Genomic DNA, 20,641 nt, shown 5'->3' with positions numbered 1-20,641 from the left:
ATAACAGTCGATAAGAACCCGGCTTATCCTATAGCAATTGAACAGTTGAAAAAAGAAAAAAGCATACCTGATGGTATGCAACTTAGACAACAAAAGTACTTGAATAACATAGTAGAACAAGATCATCGCTTTATAAAGAAGCGAATCCGTTCTATGCTAGGGTTCAAATGTTTTGACACAGCTACATCCATTCTTTCTGGAGTAGAAGCCATGCATATGATTAAAAAAGAACAGCTTGATTTACGGGACCAGTCTGTCCAAAATCAGAAAGAATTCATCCATCAATTGTTTGGACTTGCAGCATAAGATACGATTCCGTTAGGAATATATGCGCTTTATTCTCTTTTATTTTATTTTTGCACCAGAACCTAATTTTTTATCTTTCATTTTCTTTTTTACGTTGTTGCTGCTGTCTTTGTTGCTCTTGTCTTTCTATTTCTACACCTTTTCCTTTTCCTAAACTTCCATAAAGTAAATTTCGTTCCTTTGTCATTAATGACAACTTATAATGCAATTCAGCTTCATCAGTTATATCATAATTCTTTTTTAGATAGTTCATATCACGTTTGGCAACATCATACTGTTTAAATTCATGATAATGCTCTTGTTTAAATGCCAATTTATTTTCAGCTTTTTTATAAGCCACGATTAAAGGATGACTCTTTTTATAAGTTTGGAAACAGCCCTTCATTTTCTTTAATCTAAAAATTTCATTATCAATACCTAAAAGTTGCTTTTCAAAGCTGTCAATTAACGCTTCCTTATTTGCTTCAATTTCATCAAGTTCCGTAAGTGAAACATTTAGATTATATAGCTTAGAGCTTAATTCATTTAAGTAATTAATATTTTGTTTGGTAGCCCACTTTTGAAGCCCCTTATTATTTTTAAATTTCTCTTGTGATTTATCTATCCATTGTCTGTTAATTATACTTGTGTTGATCGGTGAATAACCTTTGTTTTCTATTCTGTATTTGATAGAGGATTCAAGGTAATTAAACCCCATTGTTTTAGTACGCATAAACTTCCCTGACCTCGGATTCTTAAACGATAGATATTTTCCTTGTTTATGCTCATATCCTTCTTTTTGCATGAAGCCTAAAAATTCAGCAAACGAATTTGATTTTGATATGTTTTTATCAATTGTTTCTTCTAAGTTTCCTTTGAAGGATTTCTTCTTTGATCTAGCTACATATTCGTTAAAAGCTAAATATTTTTTTCTACCTTTTCTTCCTTCTTCGATTATCGACAAACCATATTTTTCAGAAATTCGATCATTTTCTTCACGTAATCTATCCAAAGAATTTACACGCTTGGAATCGAACATTTTTAAGTTATTAAAATCAATATCATTGAAAATAATATGATTGTGTAAATTATCTGTTTCTGTATGTGTAATTACTGTATATTGATGATTGCCCTTCAGATAATTATCAGCAAACTCTATTCCATATTGATGAACTTGCTCTGGCGTTAAATTATCGTCACTATCAAACGATTGTATTATCATTCTAGCACTCACGTTTTTATTACTTTTATTCTCTTCATTGTAGTCAAATAAAATACCTTTGAAATCTCTCTCTATTGATTCAATAGAGCACTCATAAGATGTAACTAATCCCTCGTTTGTTTTGTGGTCTTGCATACTGTAATTAATGACAGCTTTCAAGTCTTTGACTTTTTGTATTTTTATAATAGACATTGTAATCAGCCCTTAATTAATAAATTTCATATTCATCTAATATATCTTTCAGTTCAAACCAATCATCATCCGAAAAAACATTATCGAGTTTGGATAACTTAAATTTCAATTTCTGTGCAAAAATAAAAATGCTATCGGCCAATTTTATTAATTGGTTATCATCTAACTTGTATAGCGTATCACCATATAAATATTGCCATACATATTCTGTTACTCCTTTACCTTGTTCAGGCGAGTTTTCAATACATTCTATAATATAAACAAAATCTTCTTTTATCATCTCATACACTTCTTCTAATACTAATTTCTTTGGTATCTCTATTTGATTTTCCGATAGTGATTTGATTAATTTTTCCTTTTGCTTTTTACTCAAGCTATCGCTATTAAACTTGGTTTTTAAATCAAGTAATCGGTCATATTCTGTATTCATAATATTTATGATTTTCTTCTGATTAACTCTAAGGAAATCAATATCATTATCCGTGTAAATTCCGTCTGTATTGATCCTTCTAATTAAGCTATTTATATTCTTTCCAATATAATTTATTTCTTTAGTTAAATCTCTATAAGCTTTCATATCCACTTCAAGTTTGAAAAATGATTTTGCACTAGCAATTAGAAATGCTGAAACATTTTTATATCCTAATTCAGTTGCTTTATTTTTTATATAATCTTTTTCCTCATGTTCTAAAGACATTTGCAAATATGTTGTTCTCCTTTTAGCCATAATACACACTCCTTTTTTTAAAAAAATCGAGCGAAGCGACAACAAATAAATAAGTGATTTTGCAAAAAATCGCTTATTTATATTTGTAAAGGTCGTAGGAATCTCCTACCAAGTCAAAAACGTAGTTTTTGGGGTTTGTCATGACAAACCCGTAGCTTGCCCTTTGCTAAAACCTCAATATTTATTTCTGAATATTATATCATCTTTCATCAATATATGGGATAATATTCTAAATGTTTTATAAGGGCGTTGATATGTAAATGGTGACTGTAGATGAGAATACACAAATCGCAATAGAAGTCGTAGCACAAACCTTAAAATTATCGGAGCAAACTTTATTACGTATTTTAGAAGCATTGACAAAGTTAATGGAAAATAAAGAACCAGAACCCTTATTTTAGAGGAGAATTATCATTTTTCCGATATGGGGGTTCAGCCGAGATACATGTAATTTTGGGTCATAGGCTGTATTTTATTTCCATTATCTGATTATCGTGTAACAAAAAGGTATTTTAATAATAATGTTTACGGATTATTATTGATACAGTATTTTGTTACAGCTAGTTCAACGGTTAGGATATTTCGTATTTCCAAATACAAAACGTAACAAAAACGAACGTTTATGTTACAAATATCACCGATAAACAACGTTTGGTAAAAAATGTATTACTATGACCTAGTTTTACACGTATCTCGGCTGAACCCCTATGGGTTCGTTTATTTTTTAACTTTAAGTACATGTTTGGTTTTCCTTTTAGGCCTCACCATATCATTTTGGGGCCACTCGCTATTTTAAGTTAACAGAACTAGAATTCCGTTAACTTTTTTAGATGAATTTGACAAGGTTTGTTTACAGAACACCTGTAAACAGTGATGAAAATAAGTTTACGGAACATATTTCAAGAAAACGTTCTCGAAGACTTCAAATCTAATTACCTAGAAATCATCGTTTTATCATACATTTCAAATTTTTTTTACAAGTGGCCCGAAAAAGAAAGAATCATTGTCGTACCCCTATTTTAGACACATTTCAGTGCATTCTTTGTAAACTATCATAATTTTTGATTCCTTCGATTGATTTTTACTATCTATTTCTCATGATTTCGATGAAAATGAGAAATATGTCATTACTTCAGACGGGAGGAAACAAAAATGAAATGTTATCAATTACATTTAGAATTAGTGGGATGTCCTTTCCCTATTTGGAGAAAAGTTATTTTACCTGCCAAATTAACTTTTGATGATTTACATGATGTAATTCAGTGCTTATTTCAGTGGGAGAACCAACATTTATTTGAATTTACTGTAGGAAAATATGCTATATCGGATCCGCCTGATTCGAGCATTTCTTTTTCGATGTTGGAACAGACAACACCATCTCGAATGCTACGTGCTCATAGAACCATGCTACTTGAACAAATCAAAAAGAAGGGTCAAATCTTTCAATATGTATATGACTTTGGAGACCATTGGTTGCTCCAGATTCAAGTTGAAGATGTATTCGATCAAAATTCTGATGAAATAACATGCATAGGCGGCGAAAATGCAGCTCCACTAGAGGATATTGGAGGTATTCCAGGATATCTTGAATTTTTAGAAGCGATAAAAGATGCTTCACATCCACAACATAAGAGGTATGCGGAATGGGACTTATTGAATTTTGATCCTTCTTTCTTCGATATACAAGAAGTGAATAAAGGATTAGCCTATTGTGATTGAATCATAAATAAATGGTAGTTTCTTTTATATTAGATTTGAAAAAAACTCTGATTTTTTGCTATGCAACAGATTAGGGTCTTTTTTGTGTCCAGAAAATTCTATATTTATGAACAGATGGTAAAACTCAATAATATCAACGTTTTCTGACTATAGTCATGTTCATAAAGTCTGTAAACAAATCAATGTTCAATTAAACTTAGGTTGTTATCTTTCTGAACATGTATTTATCTTTAAAAATACTGTAAGGATAGGATTTTGTAGTCCTTAGCGTACAATTTTCCCGAAATGATATGGTGACCCCTATAAGATTATTAGTCATAGAATCTTCCCCTTAGATATTAATGTACTATTCAATTGTAGAATAAAACGTTGACTGTATAAAACAAATATTTAACTTATTAAATTTCACGTACTATATCTGATTGATAAAACCTAATTCCGAAATAAGGTATATTCTAACTATCCATCCCCTTATCCTCTAACCAAGTAAGTAGTAAATCCTATATTTATTCCTCTATCTTAGCAAGTAGTTCCCCCAGGTATTAAACAATCTCAAATTTTTTCATCATTTCTTCGAATTTAATGTTGACTGGAGGTTTTGAAGTTTTTTATCATGTGGGAACGATTATGGAACACGGCTGGAAGGCAGATTTATCCCCTATTTTGAAAGACTACAAAAAAAGTAATCATTCAAAATAGATGGATAAGCGTCTTTGTTTTCGCCATGCGGTCACTTATAAGGTATCCGTATGTATAGACCCTGTTCACTCAGCGATCTTCACCGCATACATCCTTTTTCTATGGCTTGTCCTTGTAATATCGTCCCTACACGACAAACTGAATGTACTCCCTAGCACCGTAATGCTAACGATAACCACCCGAACCTTTTAGAGAATCGTCCCTGGGCAAGTTCTCGCCCACCCTCATCAGAAGAACAGGATTCCAATGAGGGGTGCTGTTTTTGTAGGCGCATACTCTGTACCCCCTGCACGACCAACAGCTAGCCACGCCGTAACACGTTCCCTCTATAATAGAAGCACGGAATCACGGCTTATCAGTTTTTATTAACGTGGTATCAGGCAATTCCACGCGAACAAAAAACAAAAAGGACATCCCAAATTCCTAAATGGCCTGTACGTTCACAAGACTTCTAGGTTTAGAGATGCCCGTTATATATCTTTTGGACTACAAAATAATCAAAACTAGTATTTACTAGTTGATATTTATCCAAACAATAGATAAAATGGGTATATCAAAGAAGCCTCGTGAAAAGGCATAGTTGTTTAAGGTTAGTGTTGGTTCACTACTTAAACGTAAACACTGTGGGTTAATACAGTTCATTCTAGCCAAGTGGTGGTACACTAGCTAGAAAAGTCATTCCCGCTATAGGTTGGTAGCCGATAGCATATGGGAGTGGCTTTTTGTTTTTGTTCATATTCAATTGTTCTATGGATCTTCGTTTATGTAAAATATCAAATTATGTTTTGTTTTGTAGAATGTTGCTTGTTGTGTACTAACTTACAGCAAGTTTTTTTGTTTGTAAATACTCCTAAAACCTCATTTAATCGCATTACTAAACTAAGAAAGAGGATAAAAAGATACAAAGATAAAAAGATACAATTATCTTTAGATACAAAGATAATTTCACGAACGTTGAGTATCTTTAGATACAAAGATAAAAAGATACAAAGATAAAAAGATACACGCACAACCACTGTTTTTATGCGTTTCTCGTAAATTAGTTCGTACACGAAAAACAATGGTTAACTATTAAACACAAAAAAAGATACATTTATCCTTTTACTTTTTGTACAAGCTCATGTTATTATCAGTTCGAGAGTGAAAAGATAAAAAGATACATTTATCCTTTGTTACAATTATATTACATTTTTAAAAGGAGCGATTCCTGTGAGAAAAGGATACGTAATAATCAACGCCCAACAAAAAGGTGGAGTTGGAAAAACAACTGATTCGTGTATGGAATCTCTTGTGGCTTCTTTAATCTTTAATAAGAAAGTTTTGTTTATTGATACTGACCTTCAAGGGAACGGTACTACATTCTTAGCGAAATCATTTAATATTACCGAAATGCAAAAAACATTAATGAAGTGTCTTGAAGATGGAGACTTAACAGAAGGTATTGTGAATCTGCATGAAAATCTAGATATGATCCCATGTGGATATGATATGAGGAAATACACTGATTTCTTAATTGAAACATTTAATACGATTGAAGACAGGACTTTTTATCTTTCTAGATTACTAGAAAAAATCAAATATAACTATGACTACATATTCATTGACATTCCACCTTCAACAGATTTAAAAGTGGATAATGCTATGGTAGCAAGCGACTACATTATAGTTGTTCAAGAAACACAACAATTTTCATACGAAGGAAGCCAACGTTTAATTTTTGAATACATTCAAACACTAGTTGATGATTTCGGATCTCTTGTAAAAATGCAAGTTGCTGGGGTACTTCCTGTATTGCTTCAACAAAAACGTGCATTACATAAAGAAATCGTAAAGAGTACCATCGCTACTTTCGGTGAAGAAAATGTATTTAATACGATTATAAATAACCATGCCCGATTAGAATGGTATCCACGAATCGGACTACAATTTGAAGATCATCATGATAAGAGAATGCTAGCTTTATTCTGTGACATTTTCTGTGAGTTAGAAGAAAGAATTCGCCTTTTCGAAACTGAGGGAGATATAGAAGCTGGATATAGATATACTCAAAAGTATTTAGTGGACAACAAACTGACGAAATTAGGAAAGGGGATTGACATAAGTGGCTTTAATCAAAAGGGAAACACCGCAAGAACCGAAGATAACGCAATCAGCTAATACAGAAAGAAATTTTCAAACTGATAGCAGCCCCAAAAAGGAATCAATGAAAGCTCACGAGCGTAAAAACATAAAAGTTTCACCTGAATCATTTAGTAAAATCAAAACAATTTGTACAATGAAAAGTATGAAAAATTACGAATTTATTGATGAAATTTTAGAGTTTTACATCACTAATAATTTAACAGAGCGCGAGCAACGTATTTTGAAAAACATAACATCTAACAATAAATAGCTTTACGTGATTACTAAATAGGAGTGGTACCTTTGGAAAATAAAAGTAAATCTTTTGTAGTAACTGTAACACCTATTGTGGAAAGTTCGGATTTAACTATTCAAAACGATCAAACTAGCACAGAAAAGGAAATACAGCCACCAGAGGAACCAGATCAACGTTTAGTTCCATCTAAAACTGCTAAAATTTCACCAGCCGTTTTGCTAAAGCTAAATACTCTTAAACCATTTATTCAGGAACAAGAGTGTATGGATAAAACATCAATTAACAACATCATTGATATACTTGTTGAAAGTTATGTAGATACTCAGCTGGTAAATCGACATTCTAAAGCATATAAAGATATGTACAAGCGTCTTTACGAGACGTTAGAAAATAAATAAAAGACAGAAGTGTCCTTGTTTGATATGATCCCCTTATAGTAGACAGGAAAAAGAAAGCACATTAACCTGTTTACTATGGAGGGGATTTTTTTATGGGAAAAATTAGAGTTACTTACGATGTAGAATTTAAGAAACAAGCTATAGATTTATACTTAAAAGAAGGCATGAGTTATAAAACCATTGCGAAAGAATTAGGTATTCATCACTCGGTTGTAAGTCGTTGGGTGAAACACTTTGAAGCTGAAGGAATCAAAGGACTAGAAGAAAAACGCGGTAAAGCGAAAGGACCAGGTTTAGGTAGACCAAGGGTTAGACCCGAAGATCCAGAAGCTAAGATCAGACGATTAGAAGCGGAAAATGAAATGTTAAAAAAGCTCTTAGGGATGTAAAAGGAGGAATGAAAGTCGTATCCAAAACGAAAAAATTCGAAGTCATCCATGAAATGACAAAAACAGGTTATACAGTGACTATTCTATGCGATATTGCTGGTGTAACCAGAAGTGGGTACTACAAATGGATAAAACGGCATACGACGCCTTCAAAAAAACAATCAGAGGATATCGAAATTAAGAAAAAGATATTGGCGTGTCATAAAAAATTAAGAGGAATTTATGGATATAGAAGAATACAAGTGTGGCTGAAAGCCACATATAACCTTTATTTGAATCATAAGCGCATCCAAAGATTGATGAGTGAACTAGGTATCAAAGCCGTAATTAGGAAAAAACGACCTTATTACGGAAAAAAAGAAGCTTATGTGATTTCAGAGAACCATCTAAATAGGGAGTTTCAAGCTTCAAAACCGAATGAGAAATGGGTAACCGATATTACCTATTTGATTTTCAATGGACAGCGCTTGTACTTATCCGCTATTAAGGATTTATACAATAATGAAATTGTTGCCTATGAAACCAGTCGTAGAAACGACTTGAAACTTGTGTTAGATACACTGAAAAAGGCAAAGAAAAAACGAAATGTGAAGGGAATTCTCTTACATAGTGATCAAGGGTCCCAGTATACATCTCGTCAATATAATCAATTACTTAAAAAATATCAGATGAAGGCAAGTATGTCTCGAAGAGGCAACTGTTGGGATAATGCTTGTATGGAAAACTTCTTCAGTCACTTTAAGGCAGAGTGTTTTCATTTACACTCCTTCCATAAAGCGAATGAGGTCAAACTTGCCGTGCGTAAATATATGCACTTTTATAATCATCAAAGATTTCAAAAGAAATTAAATAACCTGAGTCCATATAAATATAGAACTCAGGTTGCTTAGTTGCGCTTTTTAAATACTGTCTACTTGACAGGGGTCACTGCATTTTTTAGGATGCTTCTTTTTTATTTGTTGTTATGTATCTAAAGATAAATGTATCTTTTTATCCTTTTATCTTTGTATCTTTAGATAAATGTATCTTTTTATTTCAAGCAGAAAAAACAAATACTCCTGCTTCTCTTTATGTGCTGTACAAACCCTTTCTAGAACCACCACTAGCTCATTTACATAATTTTCGTTAGCGGAAGTCATTTTAAAATTCTATGTGCCGATTTTTTCTTTGCCCTTACGGATAAACCACCATATCAAAGCTACAAATAGTATGAAAAGCGGTATTGTCTGAATGAAGAAAAATCCTTTCCAAAAATAAAGTGGATTATTATATGTAAATTCTGTTGCCGCCTCATTTGTATAAGAAACAAACGAACCTACCAAATAAGCCATTGGAATTGTGATTAGATTTATCCTTAGAAAGACCATTATCAATGATAGGTTTTTATCTTTAATTTTTGGTGAACCAGACTTGATAAATAAAAATGTTGCAGTGCCAAATATAAGAAAAAGTGTTATTACATAAAAAATTCCCATAATCCCCCTCCATGGATTTAATTGTACCATCAGTAAGAATTAATTTGAACAAATAGGATATTTATGTAAGTCAGGTATAGTGTCTCATTATCGGTAGCAAGAAAAAAGTGAATCCCTACTCTCACAAGGAATCCACTCTTTGCTTTTCTACAACTCTATTTTTACACACTCCTATTCTGGCTGGAGATACCTCTTCTTAACCTCACCAAAATCGCCACCACGGTTTCTTCTTCTCTTTCGCAGCGGCAACTTCATCCCGAAATTCCTTCATTAATTTCTTTGCTTCCTGCATCTCACGTAGCGTTTTCATAAGTGTCTCGTCTCGTGCTTCTAATCGTTTTTCCACTCGTTCATTATGCTGTTCTATACTCGCTTTAATTTCCTCGTTACTTTGCTTTGCCTGCTCACTTAATCGCTTCTCCATCATTAACATACCCTGATTCATTTCTTGCGCCATAACGCTGTACTGTTGCTGGAGCTGTTCTTGAATGTGGAATGGTATTAAACTCGTTTCCTCAGGTTCTTCTTTAATCATATTCGGATTAACTTTTTCTATTTGCTGCGCAATCATCTTCGCTGCTTTCTCTAGCGTCATACCGTCATGCTTACTAAGGTCAATCAATCTCTCAATCACCATAATGTCGCCTTCTGAGTATTCCCGCCTGCCGCGCTTATCTTTCTTTACTGCAAATCCCTCTCGCTGCAAGACTTCCATGTACTTTCTTAGGGTGCTATCACTTATTCCTAGCCTTTTGTATACTTCACTAGCGGAATAAACAACTTCGTCCGTCATAGCGTCACAACACCTCCTAGTGACAATATTCCATGATGGTTAAGAAATTCCTGCAAATAAAAAAGCCCCTATTAGGGCTTCTTATTCTGTATTAAGATTCTTAGTCACATCATATATATTTCCTGTTATTTAATTAAATAAGAATTCACTTTTCCATTCAGGCTTCTTTCTATGCGCTTCATTACAATCAAAAAGGCACTCTTTCATTATTTTTGTATCTCTCGGTAACCTTTTTTCTAACTTTGACCATCCGTTAAAAATCATTTTGTTTGGCAAAGGGAACACAAATCCTGTAATACAATCCCAAAAGGCATCCCAATTTTCCCCGTAAAAGTCAGGAAACTCAAGCTTCTCTTTAAGAAGTAAATGTAATTCTTTTACAGTATAGATGTCGCTTACATCAATGACCATAATCGCTTCACGTTCATTACTCAATTTATACACCCCATTAAAATATTGAGCTTATATTTTATCTTTCCTCGAGAAGTATTCTTTCTTTTTTTCGTTCCATAAGTACTTTCTTAAGTTCTTCATGGCGATAATTCATTGTTACATAATATAAAAATGATAATAAAACCATTATTACTGTCGCAATATAGAAATAGTCCATAAATTTTAGGTTATTATAATCAACAAGTAGGAATGCAGGTGCCAGAATAGTTATCAGGGCTATATAATTCTCAGAAAATACTTTTTTAAAAGCGCGAATCACTCGTCACACCTCCTTTTTTTATCCTCTTATTATACGGTTTTTACATTTATTCTAATATTATTTTATATTACTTTAGCAATCGCATAAACAACAGAATCATTTGAACTACAATATAGCCAATTCCAGCCCTTGAAATAAGTGAAAATCCCCGTTCCTGGCTACCAACCATAATGAACAATCCACCACATAACGCTACAACGGATGCAATTGCACTGATGCTTAAGTCATTTCCTAAAATAAAAATTCTCTTATTCTGCTTTTACAGCAAGACTCTCCACGAAATTGCTAATTGAAGAAAATCGCAAAAAGACGCATTTAGATTGCTGCGTCTTTTTGCGATATTTCTTTTGTGAAATCATATAAAGCAATTGCACCTAAAATAACAAGTATACCTTGAGGAACATCTATCAAAATAGTTTTCCAAATCTCTGGTATTACCCATTTAATATCTGCTGCTGATTCAAGATATGTTTGAAAATAACCGATTGTAAAATCGATTACAGATAAACATACAAATAATGTTAGACAAAATCGAATTAATTTCTTATTTTTAAACATGTAACACCTCTCAAAATTCATTGGATATTCCTACTTGTGATTCATTATATATATAAAAATCCCTATATTTAATTTTAACATACAAAAAACCCAAATAAATACAATATGCATATTTACATATCCTATTGACAACTTGTAGATTTAATATAAGGATGTAAAGTACTATCGGATATTCCTAGCCTTTTGTATACTTCACTAGCGGAATAAACAATTTCGTCCGTCATAGCGTCACAACACCTCCATAGTGAGAGTATTCAATGATGGTTAGGAAATTCCTGCAAAGAAAAAGCCCTACATGTGTAGGACTAAATAGCCTTTGCAATCTCAACAAGTAATCTCATAAATAGAGGAATCATTTGGACCACAATATAACCAATTCCTGCACGACTTATTAGCGAGAATCCTCTTTCCTGGCTGCCAACCATAATGAACAGCCCTCCGCATAACGCTACAACGGATGCGATTGGATATGATACTGCTTTGATGAGGAATATAACTGGTTCAAATGCGTTTACAATACGGTTATATAATTGACCATCTATATAGTTTTTAATGGCTCCATCGCTTGATTGTGTATCTTTAAATACTTCGTTCACATCTGGATTATATCCATCAGCAAAAGCATGCGGAATATCTATAATGTTACCGAATATAATAGCACTACCGATCACAATGCTAATGCGTGCCGCCACAGGTGCGTATTTTTTTGCTTTCTTTTTGAACAAGCTCCACTTTTTCTTCGCTCCATAGTTACCATCCATAAAATCTTTGATGCTCATTGTCTCAGCTGCCATATGGACCATCTCCTTAGTTTTAATGGAAATCAGTAACTGTAAATATGTTGCAATCTAATCCCTCGCAAAGCTTCTGGAGTTGTTTTCTTCTATATTCTGTCGTTGTGTACCAAATAAACTTAGGTGTCTTTTCAAATACATTGCATTCCATCAACTTTCGATACTTCTGCATCTTCACGCGGTTTGCACTCATTTTCTGTTCATGATCCACCTCTACAATGTGATATCGGCCATTATCCGTGAAAAGCGCATCCGCAATTATGGATACAACTCCTTTTACATTCATCTTCACTTCTTGTTTCCACGATTTCGGACATTCATAAGCAATGTAAATGTCATTCCTCATAATGTAGTGGCGAAATTGATTCGAGCGCTTGAGTATTTTCTTGCTCCCAATACGTTCACGTCCTTCCTTATTGAGATAATAAACCTTTTCTCCATCTCTAAAGCTAGACACATACTCTTCAAGAGTTTTCATTACACGAGAAGCATTCCTGTCTCCGCCAAGATTGTGCAGCACCTGTATTTGTTTCCTACTTAAGAATCCCAACTTCTTCAAGCTCAAGAGTATGGACTCGGTTCTCGCTTCCTTTATGGCTAGTTTTTGCATCTTCATGCTCCTTCCTTGCTCTTATGTTGATATGTGGCTTTATGATGTTATCAATCTGCTTATTATCGATGTAAACAGTCTGTAAGACCTTCTTTTCATTAGTTTGGTATATAGCCCTTCCCTTTATGTTCGGGAGACTCTCTGCGCCGCCCTCATCTAATACCGCGCGGCTCCCTGATTCTGTCTGTAATCTAAAGCAAACACGAGCACCAATGTTTTGGCGCAACTGCGATGGCAGTGCTTCATTGGTTGGGTACTGCGTCGCGTATACCAAGCGGAATCCTGCTGCCCTGCCACGACGACCTATATCTACAATAATGTCCTTGCACTCCTGATATGGCGCTATATCGGCAGCTTCATCAACTATTACAAAGTACCTTGTTGGATCCCCGGCTTCTTTTATATCTTCGTATCCTTTTTCTAGTAAGTATTCGTTTCTAGCGTTCAGCTTATCTTGCAATTCCCTTAAAGTCTCAAGAGCTTCCTCTGGATTCTTCGCAATGGATTCGACTTGATTCAAGAATCTGTATCGGTTAAAAGATAGACCACCCTTCAAATCTATAAGGAATAGCCTTGTATTATCAGGTTGATTCCGAACAAGGGATGTAATCATAAGCTTTAGCGCATTCGATTTCCCCATATCCGTCATACCGGCAGATATAACATGTGATATCTGATCAAAGTCATGTTTTACTAATCCATCCCTCGTATAACCAATAGGAACCTCCCATCCTCTACATTGTTTCATCATGTCTTCTTCAAACTTCACAAAGTCAGGAATCCCCTTCTCATAAACTCGCATTTTTAGTAACCCATCGTAAGACAGCTCAATTTCCTTTCTAACGCATTTTCTCTTGCTTATGATGTTTCGTATCTGTTTTAAGATATCTTTTCGTAATTGGAGAGATTTGAAGTCTGATAGCTTAAAGTTGTAAACCTTACTCTTATGATTTAATCCGTCCTCTAAATGTGGTATCTTTTGTACAAAATCGGAGAAACTAAGTCCAAGTGGAATCCTATAAGCGTATTCAGTTCCCCACTCATTTCTCGTTTTGCGAAGCAGTTGTATCGTCCGTGTCTCCCTTCCTTCTTTTACTTTCAATCCGCAATTCGCACAAATCCTTTGAATCTTTGATGCATCGTTTGTCGCTCCTTTTTGATGCATTTTAACTAGAAACATAGCGCCACCGACTGCAGCTGAACTAACTAACTCAAATATCAAAGCCGAACACCACCCTTCTTTTCGTATTCTGCAAGAATAGTCCCTGAAGATTAGAAGAGATAAAATCAGTTATGAATCGTTGAAAATAGTAATCTTTCGATGTCTGGAGTTTTATTCTGTGAGCGAATTCTATTTCGAATAAGTGAAACGAAGTTTTAAAAGGTTATCCATTTGGAACGGTGTATCGTAATCAGTTTGGTATGGTAAAAGGTATTGTGTACTGTTTGGTCTTTATGTCAGTTTTTTTCTCTTGTTTAAAAAAATGACGGAAAGGGCAAGCTATTCATGAGGTGGTAAAGGTGTTCGGATTAGGTAAAAAACGGAGTAAATTTGGTAGATGGTTAGATAAGCAAGGGATAACACAAGGGGACTTAGAGAAAGCAGCTAAGTTGAGTAGAGGTACTATTTCTAAAGTATGTAATGATAAAGAATACACACCTAAATTTTCAACCATATCTCAAATAATAAGAGGCTTGAAGAAGTTAGGTGAAAACATAAATGAAAATGATTTTTGGATGTAGCTTCGTAACAAACGGGGCTATTTTTATGCAAAAAAACCACCCAAAAGGATGGCAAGTTCAATTTTATAATAACTACTTACTCTACTCCATTTAATTACCGACTGGAATAGCTGATCTTTGACCATATATATACCTGATAAATTGTCCCTTATGTCAATATAAAATGATCCTACCACCATTTCATCAAACTTTTTAATTGCAACTGGATCTATATCTCTTATTTTCAGATGCATAATTTCAGCTCCTTTTTGCAAATCTGGTTAGAGAACGAAAAATAGTGAGAAGAGCATAAGGGGTTTTTGTACCCACCAAGGGTGTGAAGCTAGGCGGAGCCTAGCAAAACGATGGGGGCAAAAAAACTCGTTGAATGTCCCGTTAATGTCCCCTCATTTCTTATTCATGTCACCATCACGTCCCGTCATTTTTTCTAAATGTCCCTATCGTGTCCCCTTGTTTTCCTCAATGTCTCCATCATGTCCCTAAGACTTTTTTCATTTTTTATGAATTTCTTGTTCCTTTTTCTCCAATTTTTCAATCTTAACTTGTGCATTTTTTTGTTTCGTTTTAAACAGTTTTATGTTCTCCTCAGACTCTTTTATTTTCGATTCTAAAGCTGAAATTTTAGATTGTGTTTCCATTTTTTCAGCTTCCGTTTGATACTTCAGTTCTTCTTGTAGTTCTTTCACTTTTTGATCTACTTGTTTCGCATTTTCTTCTTCTAACTTGATTGCTTTTCCTTAATTTGTGATCTTTTCTTTCCAATCTTTTTTATTCCTTTCAATAAAATCTTTCTCATACGATTGCTTATCTTTTGCCAATAATTCATCATTTTCTTTTGTTTTTCTTTGGTCGGTAAAAATGGTGTATGCCAGTTGGCTAGACGTATCTTTATCTGGCTTTTCCTCTTCATATTCTGAAGGATTTTTTGTGAATTTTCGAATGTCCATTTGTTTTTTTTCACCGTTTTTATTGGCCTCACCATATCAAAAAAAGAAAATTTTACGTTTAGACACATTTTAGAAACAAATTAACCGATTCCCTGTACGTTAAGGAACCGGTTATTTATTTTACTGATTTTTGATAAATTTTTTGTCTCGTACTGGTCTTAAATTATCGAAATTTGTTTTTTGATTTAAGTTCCAAACATAATCACCTGTCAAAGTAATATGTTCCCAACCAAGTGGAGATATATGTTGTAAATAGTCCTCTGAAATATCCACTCCTTTTCTACGTAGAGCATCTACTGCACGTGATATATATACAGTATTCCATAATACAATAGCTAAAATAAGAAGTTGTAAACCACTTGCTCTATGCAATTGATCTTCATAAGAACGATCACGAATTTCTCCTAATCGATTGAAAAATACAGCTCGAGCAAGAGAATGTTTTGCTTCACCTGTATTTAAACAAACCTATACACGTCTTCTAAATTCAGGACTCTGCAACCATTCTAATGTATATAAGGTTCTTTCACTCCTTCCTATTTCACGTAAGGTTACAGATAAGCTATTCTGTTGCGGATAGGCCGCAAGCTTTTTTGTTAAGAGGTAATAAAGTTGTTTAATTTACAATAAAGTCCTTTGAAAAATAATAAAGTTGTTTAATTCTTATTGAACTAACGGTGCAGGATAGTTGAATAAGGATGATGATATAATTAAGGGGGAATTTACTTTATTTTATAATTTATGAGGTGGAAAATGGACTCTTTAGAATTAAACAAATCTAAATATATTGTCTCTAATATCAAAAACATTTTGCATAAAAAGCTTATACTTGATAAACCGTTAACTAAAGATGAGGTGAAAAAATTAAACCTAGTTAATCCCACTGTATACGAAAATGAGAAGTATCTCATTCAAGAACGGTGGTTTTATAGTATTAATATCGGAGAATGGGAAGATGTGGAGATTTTTATTCAAGGGAATAATGAAAATCCCGATGTGGAGATTATCGAAATGGCAGAAAAAATATTCGATGAACTCCATCTACATATAAGCCGTGCATTAAAATATTTACAGAAATTCTTCCCTAATCAAGAAATGAAGAACTACTATCTATCCACAATATATTTTGGAAAGATGGTTAATTTTGACGATTATATATTTTCAGGGTTTAGTTTAGCTTTTATTTTTGATAGTCACTTTGAGTTTCAGTATAAAGTAAAATTTAAAGAGGATGGATGGCCTATTGGTTTTGAAGGTGGGCCACTTTAATAATCATAGATAATTTTTTCTTATTGAACTAACGGGTGCTTTAGTTGAACAAGATTTAAACAACTTTATTATTGATTTTTGCCTACAAACACATTTAAATGGTTAGAAATTAAACAACTTTAAAGAGCCTTACTACAATATGATTTGTAGCGAGGCTCTTATATTTTTAGATCAGAATTAAATAACTTTATTATCACTTTACATTTTTGAGAATAAGAGAAACTTTGACGATTCCATTACGAAATGAGAAACTGTGATATTTCGTTGACCTTAATCGGACATGCAATATTGCATATAAAAATATATTGATATTAATGATATGTGCTCACTATAATACGAGTATAAAGATTTAACACATCTTACTACGAAAAAAGAGGAGGAAATAATATGGAAATCGCAATGGCAGTTTTAAAATTTGTAGGTGGAATCCTTCCATTTGTACAAGAACTTTTAAAAACATTTATGTAAGTTCATTATTTAGCAATTATTTATAAAAATTATCACATAAATGATAAAAAGACTTAATCTCTCATAAGGATTAAGTCTTTTTTTATTTCACATATATATAAATATATAACAAAATAGAGAAACGCTCAGCCTGTTTTTTGTTTTGGGAATACCTAATTTCTTTAGTTGATGGGCATGTAAGGTGACCCTATATAAATAAAGGCGAAGTCTGCAAAGAGGCTCCACCTTTTCAACATACAATGAACTTCAACAATTACTAGCTACTTCCTAAACCTTGTTCCTCATTTACCAACCTGTTTATGCTTTTTTCAAACTTTGCAACAGAAACTTTTTCTTTCTCTACAGCTAGTTATTTATAAGACCGTGTCTTATTTAAACCTATATCTTGATGTAATTATGCATATCCAAATAAAGGTAATTAATACGAGAATTGTGGTTAAATTATATTAATATTATTTAATTTCCATTAAAAATTTTCTAAGATTAAAATAGTTATTTTTTCACCTGATATATCAAGTTATAACAATTGTAAATACCTAAATAAAATTAAACAGTTATTATTTTAATATAATATTTTAATTTTCGTTAATGCTCAACATTGAATTTTTTTGATATAATCGATAAAATTCTGCTATTTACGAATTGGTATTTTAATGATTTAATAAACCCATAACTGGTATGACCACTAAGAAAGGAATAGATTACGCTAATATAAGTTCAGTAAAGTTATAAGTAACATTATTATTATCATTTTATTTTAATAATATGATAATTTATTAAATTAACAGTCTATAATCACAAAATTATTGCATTTATAAATAAAATTAATGAAAGACTTTTGTAACATTTATGAAAGTGTATTGAAAGATACTTAAACTAAGATATATATAACAAAAGTGATTTTATTCCAAAGTAAAAGTATAAGCCATGTACAGTGTAATTCTATTCTTAGTGATTTTATAGAAATGATGAAAGAAAGGGAGAGATAACATGAATCATACGAAAAAAAAGCACGAGGTTGGTTTTTTGAAAATCAAGAAAAATACTAAGGCAATAAAATTACTAGCATGTTTATCAATTGGCTTATGCACTATTAATTATTCTTCTATTTCCTTCGCTGAAACAAAAACAAGTAATTCAGCTGATGCAACAAAAAAAGCTATTAACATTGATACTGGCATAGGAAATCTTAAGTATAATAATCAAGAGGTTTTAGCAGTAAATGGTGATAAAGTGGAGAGTTTTGTTCCGAAAGAAAGTAAAAATTCAAATGGTAAATTTGTAGTAGTGGAACGTGAGAAAAAATCACTTACAACTTCACCGGTCGATATTTCAATTATTGATTCTGTGGCTAATCGTACATATCCAGGAGCAGTACAACTTGCAAATAAAGCTTTTGCAGATAATCAACCTAGTTTGTTAGTAGCTAAGAGAAAACCTTTGAATATTAGTATAGACTTACCTGGCATGAGAAAAGACAATACAATGACTGTTCAAAATCCTACATATGGTAATGTGTCTGGAGCAGTAGATGAATTAGTATCTACTTGGAATGAAAAGTATTCAAAAACACATACGTTACCTGCAAGAATGCAGTATACAGAATCTATGGTGTATAGTAAATCTCAAATAGCAAGTGCTCTTAATGTTAACGCTAAATATCTTGACAATTCACTGAACATTGATTTTAAAGCGATTGCAGATGGAGAGAAAAAAGTGATGGTTGCGGCATATAAGCAAATCTTTTATACCGTAAGTGCAGAACTACCTAACAATCCATCAGATCTTTTTGATAATAGTGTTACTTTTGATGAGTTAACTCGTAAAGGGGTAAGTAATGCGGCTCCGCCTGTTATGGTGTCAAATGTAGCTTATGGTAGAACAGTTTATGTAAAATTAGAAACATCATCTAAGAGCAAAGATGTACAAGCTGCCTTTAAAGCCTTAATTAAGGGGCAAGGTGTTGAAGCGAGTGGACAGTACAAAGATATTTTTGAAGACAGTACCTTTACCGCTGTAGTATTAGGCGGAGATGCAAAAGAGCATAACAAGGTTGTTTCAAAAGATTTTAATGAAATCCGAAATATCATTAAAGATAATGCAGAATTAAGTTCTAAAAATCCAGCATACCCAATTTCATATACAAGCACTTTCTTAAAAGATAACGCAACTGCGGCTGTTCATAACAATACAGATTATATTGAGACTACAACTACAGAATATTCTAGTGCTAAAATGACGCTTGATCATACTGGTGGATATGTTGCTCAATTTGATGTATCTTGGGATGAATTCTCATATGATCAAAATGGCAAAGAAGTACTAACCCATAAAACTTGGGAAGGAAACGGCAGAGACAGAACTGCTCATTTCAATACAGTCATACCACTTCCATCGAATGCAAAAAATGTAAAAGTCGTAGCAAGAGAATGTACAGGTCTTGCATGGGAATGGTGGAGAACAATTATTAATGAACAAAATGTTCCATTAACAAATGAAATTAAAGTTTCAATTGGAGGAACAACATTATATCCAAGTGCCAATATTAGTCATTAGGTTGAAGTGAAGCGTCCTGTAAACAGGGCGCTTTTTTACTTGGTTGCAAGTATATCTGTGATAAGAACCATAAGTTTGCCGTGTTGTTAAATATATAGGTTCTGGTGCAAAAAGATGATAAATAAAAAAGAATCAAGGATTCCTAACGGAATCACCTATTAAGCAGTTAATCCAAACAGCTGGTTGATAAAAACATTATGATTTTGGACAGACTGGTCCTGCAAATCAATTTGTTCTTTTTTGACCATATGCATGGCCTCAACACCACTCAATATAGAGGCTGCTGTTTTGTATGATTTAAATCCCAACATAGAGCGTAAACGATTTTTAATAAAACGATGATCTTGTTCTACTATGTTATTTAAATATTTTATCCTTCGGATTTTGGTGCCTATTGTTATCCTTTTTTCTTTCTTCAACAGTTCGATAGCGATTGGATAAGCAGGGTTCTTATCAACCGTGATGATACGAGGTTTTGAGACATGAAAAGACCGCAAGGCTTTCTTGAAGAATCGCTTTGCAGCCTTATGATTTCTAGATTTACTCAAATAAAAGTCAATCGTGTTTCCTTCAGAATCAACGGCACGATATAAATACATCCATTGTCCTTTTACTTTGATATATGTTTCGTCTACTCTCCATGAGTTATTCGGGTTCTGGTGCAAACACTCCAAAACGCTTGTAAGTAACCTCCTAAACTTGGACATA

Annotated in this window: 23 protein-coding genes and 4 pseudogenes; 12 read left to right on the top strand and 15 right to left on the bottom strand. The window is 33.1% G+C overall.

From position 1 onward, the window contains the following. The coding region (locus NSS97_RS29655) for a DDE-type integrase/transposase/recombinase (RefSeq protein ID WP_341115194.1) at positions 1-306 on the top strand (306 nt) is incomplete at its 5' end. 70 nt (positions 307-376) lie between these two features. On the opposite strand, the gene NSS97_RS29650 is transcribed toward NSS97_RS29655, so the two are convergent. After that, the gene (locus NSS97_RS29650) at positions 377-1,699 is read right to left on the bottom strand and encodes a relaxase/mobilization nuclease domain-containing protein (RefSeq protein ID WP_341115192.1); all 1,323 of its coding nucleotides are present in this window, start codon (positions 1,697-1,699) and stop codon (positions 377-379) included. Between the two features lie 16 nt (positions 1,700-1,715). Next, positions 1,716-2,426, bottom strand: coding sequence for a hypothetical protein (locus NSS97_RS29645; protein ID WP_341115190.1), 711 nt, complete (start codon positions 2,424-2,426; stop codon positions 1,716-1,718). A gap of 260 nt (positions 2,427-2,686) precedes the next feature. On the opposite strand from NSS97_RS29645, the gene NSS97_RS29640 reads away from it, so the two are divergent. The 7 genes from NSS97_RS29640 to NSS97_RS29610 all read left to right on the top strand — a co-directional run bounded on the left by NSS97_RS29640 (position 2,687) and on the right by NSS97_RS29610 (position 8,898). Then, positions 2,687-2,827 (top strand): hypothetical protein, encoded by a 141-nt coding sequence (locus NSS97_RS29640; protein WP_341115189.1) that lies wholly within the window; start codon positions 2,687-2,689, stop codon positions 2,825-2,827. Positions 2,828-3,578: 751 nt separating this feature from the next. Further along, positions 3,579-4,145, top strand: a complete 567-nt coding sequence (locus NSS97_RS29635) for a plasmid pRiA4b ORF-3 family protein (protein ID WP_341115187.1) — start codon at positions 3,579-3,581, stop codon at positions 4,143-4,145. Between the two features lie 1,908 nt (positions 4,146-6,053). Next, the gene (gene prgP / locus NSS97_RS29630) at positions 6,054-7,001 is read left to right on the top strand and encodes a ParA superfamily DNA segregation protein PrgP (protein WP_341115185.1); all 948 of its coding nucleotides are present in this window, start codon (positions 6,054-6,056) and stop codon (positions 6,999-7,001) included. Further along, on the top strand, positions 6,985-7,236 hold the full coding sequence (locus NSS97_RS29625; protein ID WP_201054108.1) for a hypothetical protein: 252 nt from the start codon (positions 6,985-6,987) through the stop codon (positions 7,234-7,236). The genes prgP and NSS97_RS29625 overlap by 17 nt, the downstream gene beginning before the upstream one ends. A gap of 32 nt (positions 7,237-7,268) precedes the next feature. Beyond that, positions 7,269-7,619 (top strand): hypothetical protein, encoded by a 351-nt coding sequence (locus NSS97_RS29620; RefSeq protein WP_341115184.1) that lies wholly within the window; start codon positions 7,269-7,271, stop codon positions 7,617-7,619. A gap of 92 nt (positions 7,620-7,711) precedes the next feature. Then, positions 7,712-8,008 carry a transposase gene (locus tag NSS97_RS29615; RefSeq protein WP_002135468.1) on the top strand — a complete coding sequence of 99 codons (297 nt, stop codon included), beginning with the start codon at positions 7,712-7,714 and terminating at the stop codon, positions 8,006-8,008. 8 nt (positions 8,009-8,016) lie between these two features. Continuing rightward, positions 8,017-8,898, top strand: coding sequence for an IS3 family transposase (locus NSS97_RS29610; RefSeq protein WP_341111275.1), 882 nt, complete (start codon positions 8,017-8,019; stop codon positions 8,896-8,898). Positions 8,899-9,156: 258 nt separating this feature from the next. Here the strand turns inward: NSS97_RS29610 and NSS97_RS29605 are convergent, their stop codons facing one another. The 9 genes and pseudogenes from NSS97_RS29605 to NSS97_RS29570 form a co-directional block, all read right to left on the bottom strand. Then, a complete protein-coding gene (locus NSS97_RS29605; RefSeq protein WP_341115182.1) occupies positions 9,157-9,483 on the bottom strand; it encodes a hypothetical protein in 327 nt (108 codons plus the stop codon). Positions 9,484-9,685: 202 nt separating this feature from the next. Beyond that, positions 9,686-10,276 carry a DUF3967 domain-containing protein gene (locus NSS97_RS29600; RefSeq protein ID WP_341115181.1) on the bottom strand — a complete coding sequence of 197 codons (591 nt, stop codon included), beginning with the start codon at positions 10,274-10,276 and terminating at the stop codon, positions 9,686-9,688. A gap of 129 nt (positions 10,277-10,405) precedes the next feature. Beyond that, positions 10,406-10,711 carry a barstar family protein gene (locus NSS97_RS29595; protein WP_341115179.1) on the bottom strand — a complete coding sequence of 102 codons (306 nt, stop codon included), beginning with the start codon at positions 10,709-10,711 and terminating at the stop codon, positions 10,406-10,408. A gap of 34 nt (positions 10,712-10,745) precedes the next feature. After that, on the bottom strand, positions 10,746-10,988 hold the full coding sequence (locus tag NSS97_RS29590; protein WP_341115177.1) for a hypothetical protein: 243 nt from the start codon (positions 10,986-10,988) through the stop codon (positions 10,746-10,748). Between the two features lie 315 nt (positions 10,989-11,303). Then, positions 11,304-11,567, bottom strand: a complete 264-nt coding sequence (locus tag NSS97_RS29585; protein WP_341115175.1) for a DUF3937 family protein — start codon at positions 11,565-11,567, stop codon at positions 11,304-11,306. A 110-nt stretch (positions 11,568-11,677) separates the two neighbouring features. Next, positions 11,678-11,770: pseudogene (locus tag NSS97_RS30580) on the bottom strand (DUF3967 domain-containing protein); the annotation flags it as partial. An 81-nt stretch (positions 11,771-11,851) separates the two neighbouring features. Next, positions 11,852-12,340 carry a hypothetical protein gene (locus NSS97_RS29580; protein WP_341115174.1) on the bottom strand — a complete coding sequence of 163 codons (489 nt, stop codon included), beginning with the start codon at positions 12,338-12,340 and terminating at the stop codon, positions 11,852-11,854. Between the two features lie 19 nt (positions 12,341-12,359). After that, on the bottom strand, positions 12,360-12,905 hold the full coding sequence (locus NSS97_RS29575) for a replication-relaxation family protein (RefSeq protein ID WP_341115172.1): 546 nt from the start codon (positions 12,903-12,905) through the stop codon (positions 12,360-12,362). Further along, complete coding sequence (locus NSS97_RS29570) at positions 12,874-14,172, bottom strand: FtsK/SpoIIIE domain-containing protein (RefSeq protein WP_341115170.1); 1,299 nt, start codon at positions 14,170-14,172, stop codon at positions 12,874-12,876. Before NSS97_RS29570 ends, NSS97_RS29575 begins: the two co-directional genes overlap by 32 nt. Positions 14,173-14,471: 299 nt before the next feature. Between NSS97_RS29570 and NSS97_RS29565 the strand changes: the two genes are divergently transcribed. Further along, the gene (locus NSS97_RS29565) at positions 14,472-14,693 is read left to right on the top strand and encodes a helix-turn-helix domain-containing protein (protein ID WP_341115169.1); all 222 of its coding nucleotides are present in this window, start codon (positions 14,472-14,474) and stop codon (positions 14,691-14,693) included. Between the two features lie 23 nt (positions 14,694-14,716). Here NSS97_RS29565 and NSS97_RS29560 read toward each other — a convergent pair whose 3' ends face one another. From NSS97_RS29560 to NSS97_RS29550, 3 genes and pseudogenes are all read right to left on the bottom strand, one after another. Further along, positions 14,717-14,926, bottom strand: coding sequence for a hypothetical protein (locus NSS97_RS29560; RefSeq protein WP_341115168.1), 210 nt, complete (start codon positions 14,924-14,926; stop codon positions 14,717-14,719). Positions 14,927-15,184: 258 nt separating this feature from the next. After that, positions 15,185-15,664: pseudogene (locus NSS97_RS29555) on the bottom strand (hypothetical protein); the annotation flags it as partial. Between the two features lie 96 nt (positions 15,665-15,760). After that, positions 15,761-16,243, bottom strand: a pseudogene (locus NSS97_RS29550) (Tn3 family transposase); the annotation flags it as partial. Between the two features lie 150 nt (positions 16,244-16,393). Here NSS97_RS29550 and NSS97_RS29545 point away from each other — a divergent pair. The 3 genes and pseudogenes from NSS97_RS29545 to NSS97_RS29540 all read left to right on the top strand — a co-directional run bounded on the left by NSS97_RS29545 (position 16,394) and on the right by NSS97_RS29540 (position 19,933). Then, entirely contained in the window at positions 16,394-16,909 is a 516-nt protein-coding gene (locus tag NSS97_RS29545) for a hypothetical protein (protein ID WP_341115167.1), read from the top strand. A gap of 667 nt (positions 16,910-17,576) precedes the next feature. Beyond that, positions 17,577-17,648: pseudogene (locus tag NSS97_RS30575) on the top strand (IS6 family transposase); the annotation flags it as partial. Positions 17,649-18,367: 719 nt separating this feature from the next. Further along, a complete protein-coding gene (locus NSS97_RS29540; RefSeq protein WP_341115164.1) occupies positions 18,368-19,933 on the top strand; it encodes a thiol-activated cytolysin family protein in 1,566 nt (521 codons plus the stop codon). Positions 19,934-20,091: 158 nt separating this feature from the next. Here NSS97_RS29540 and NSS97_RS29535 read toward each other — a convergent pair whose 3' ends face one another. Further along, positions 20,092-20,640 (bottom strand): IS6 family transposase, encoded by a 549-nt coding sequence (locus NSS97_RS29535; protein ID WP_445285998.1) that lies wholly within the window; start codon positions 20,638-20,640, stop codon positions 20,092-20,094. Position 20,641: the final 1 nt, after the last annotated feature.

This window comes from Bacillus sp. FSL R12-0074, from assembly GCF_038005725.1.
Classification (GTDB): Bacteria; Bacillota; Bacilli; order Bacillales; family Bacillaceae_G; genus Bacillus_A; species Bacillus_A mycoides.
This window is presented reverse-complemented; position numbering and strand designations above follow the sequence as displayed.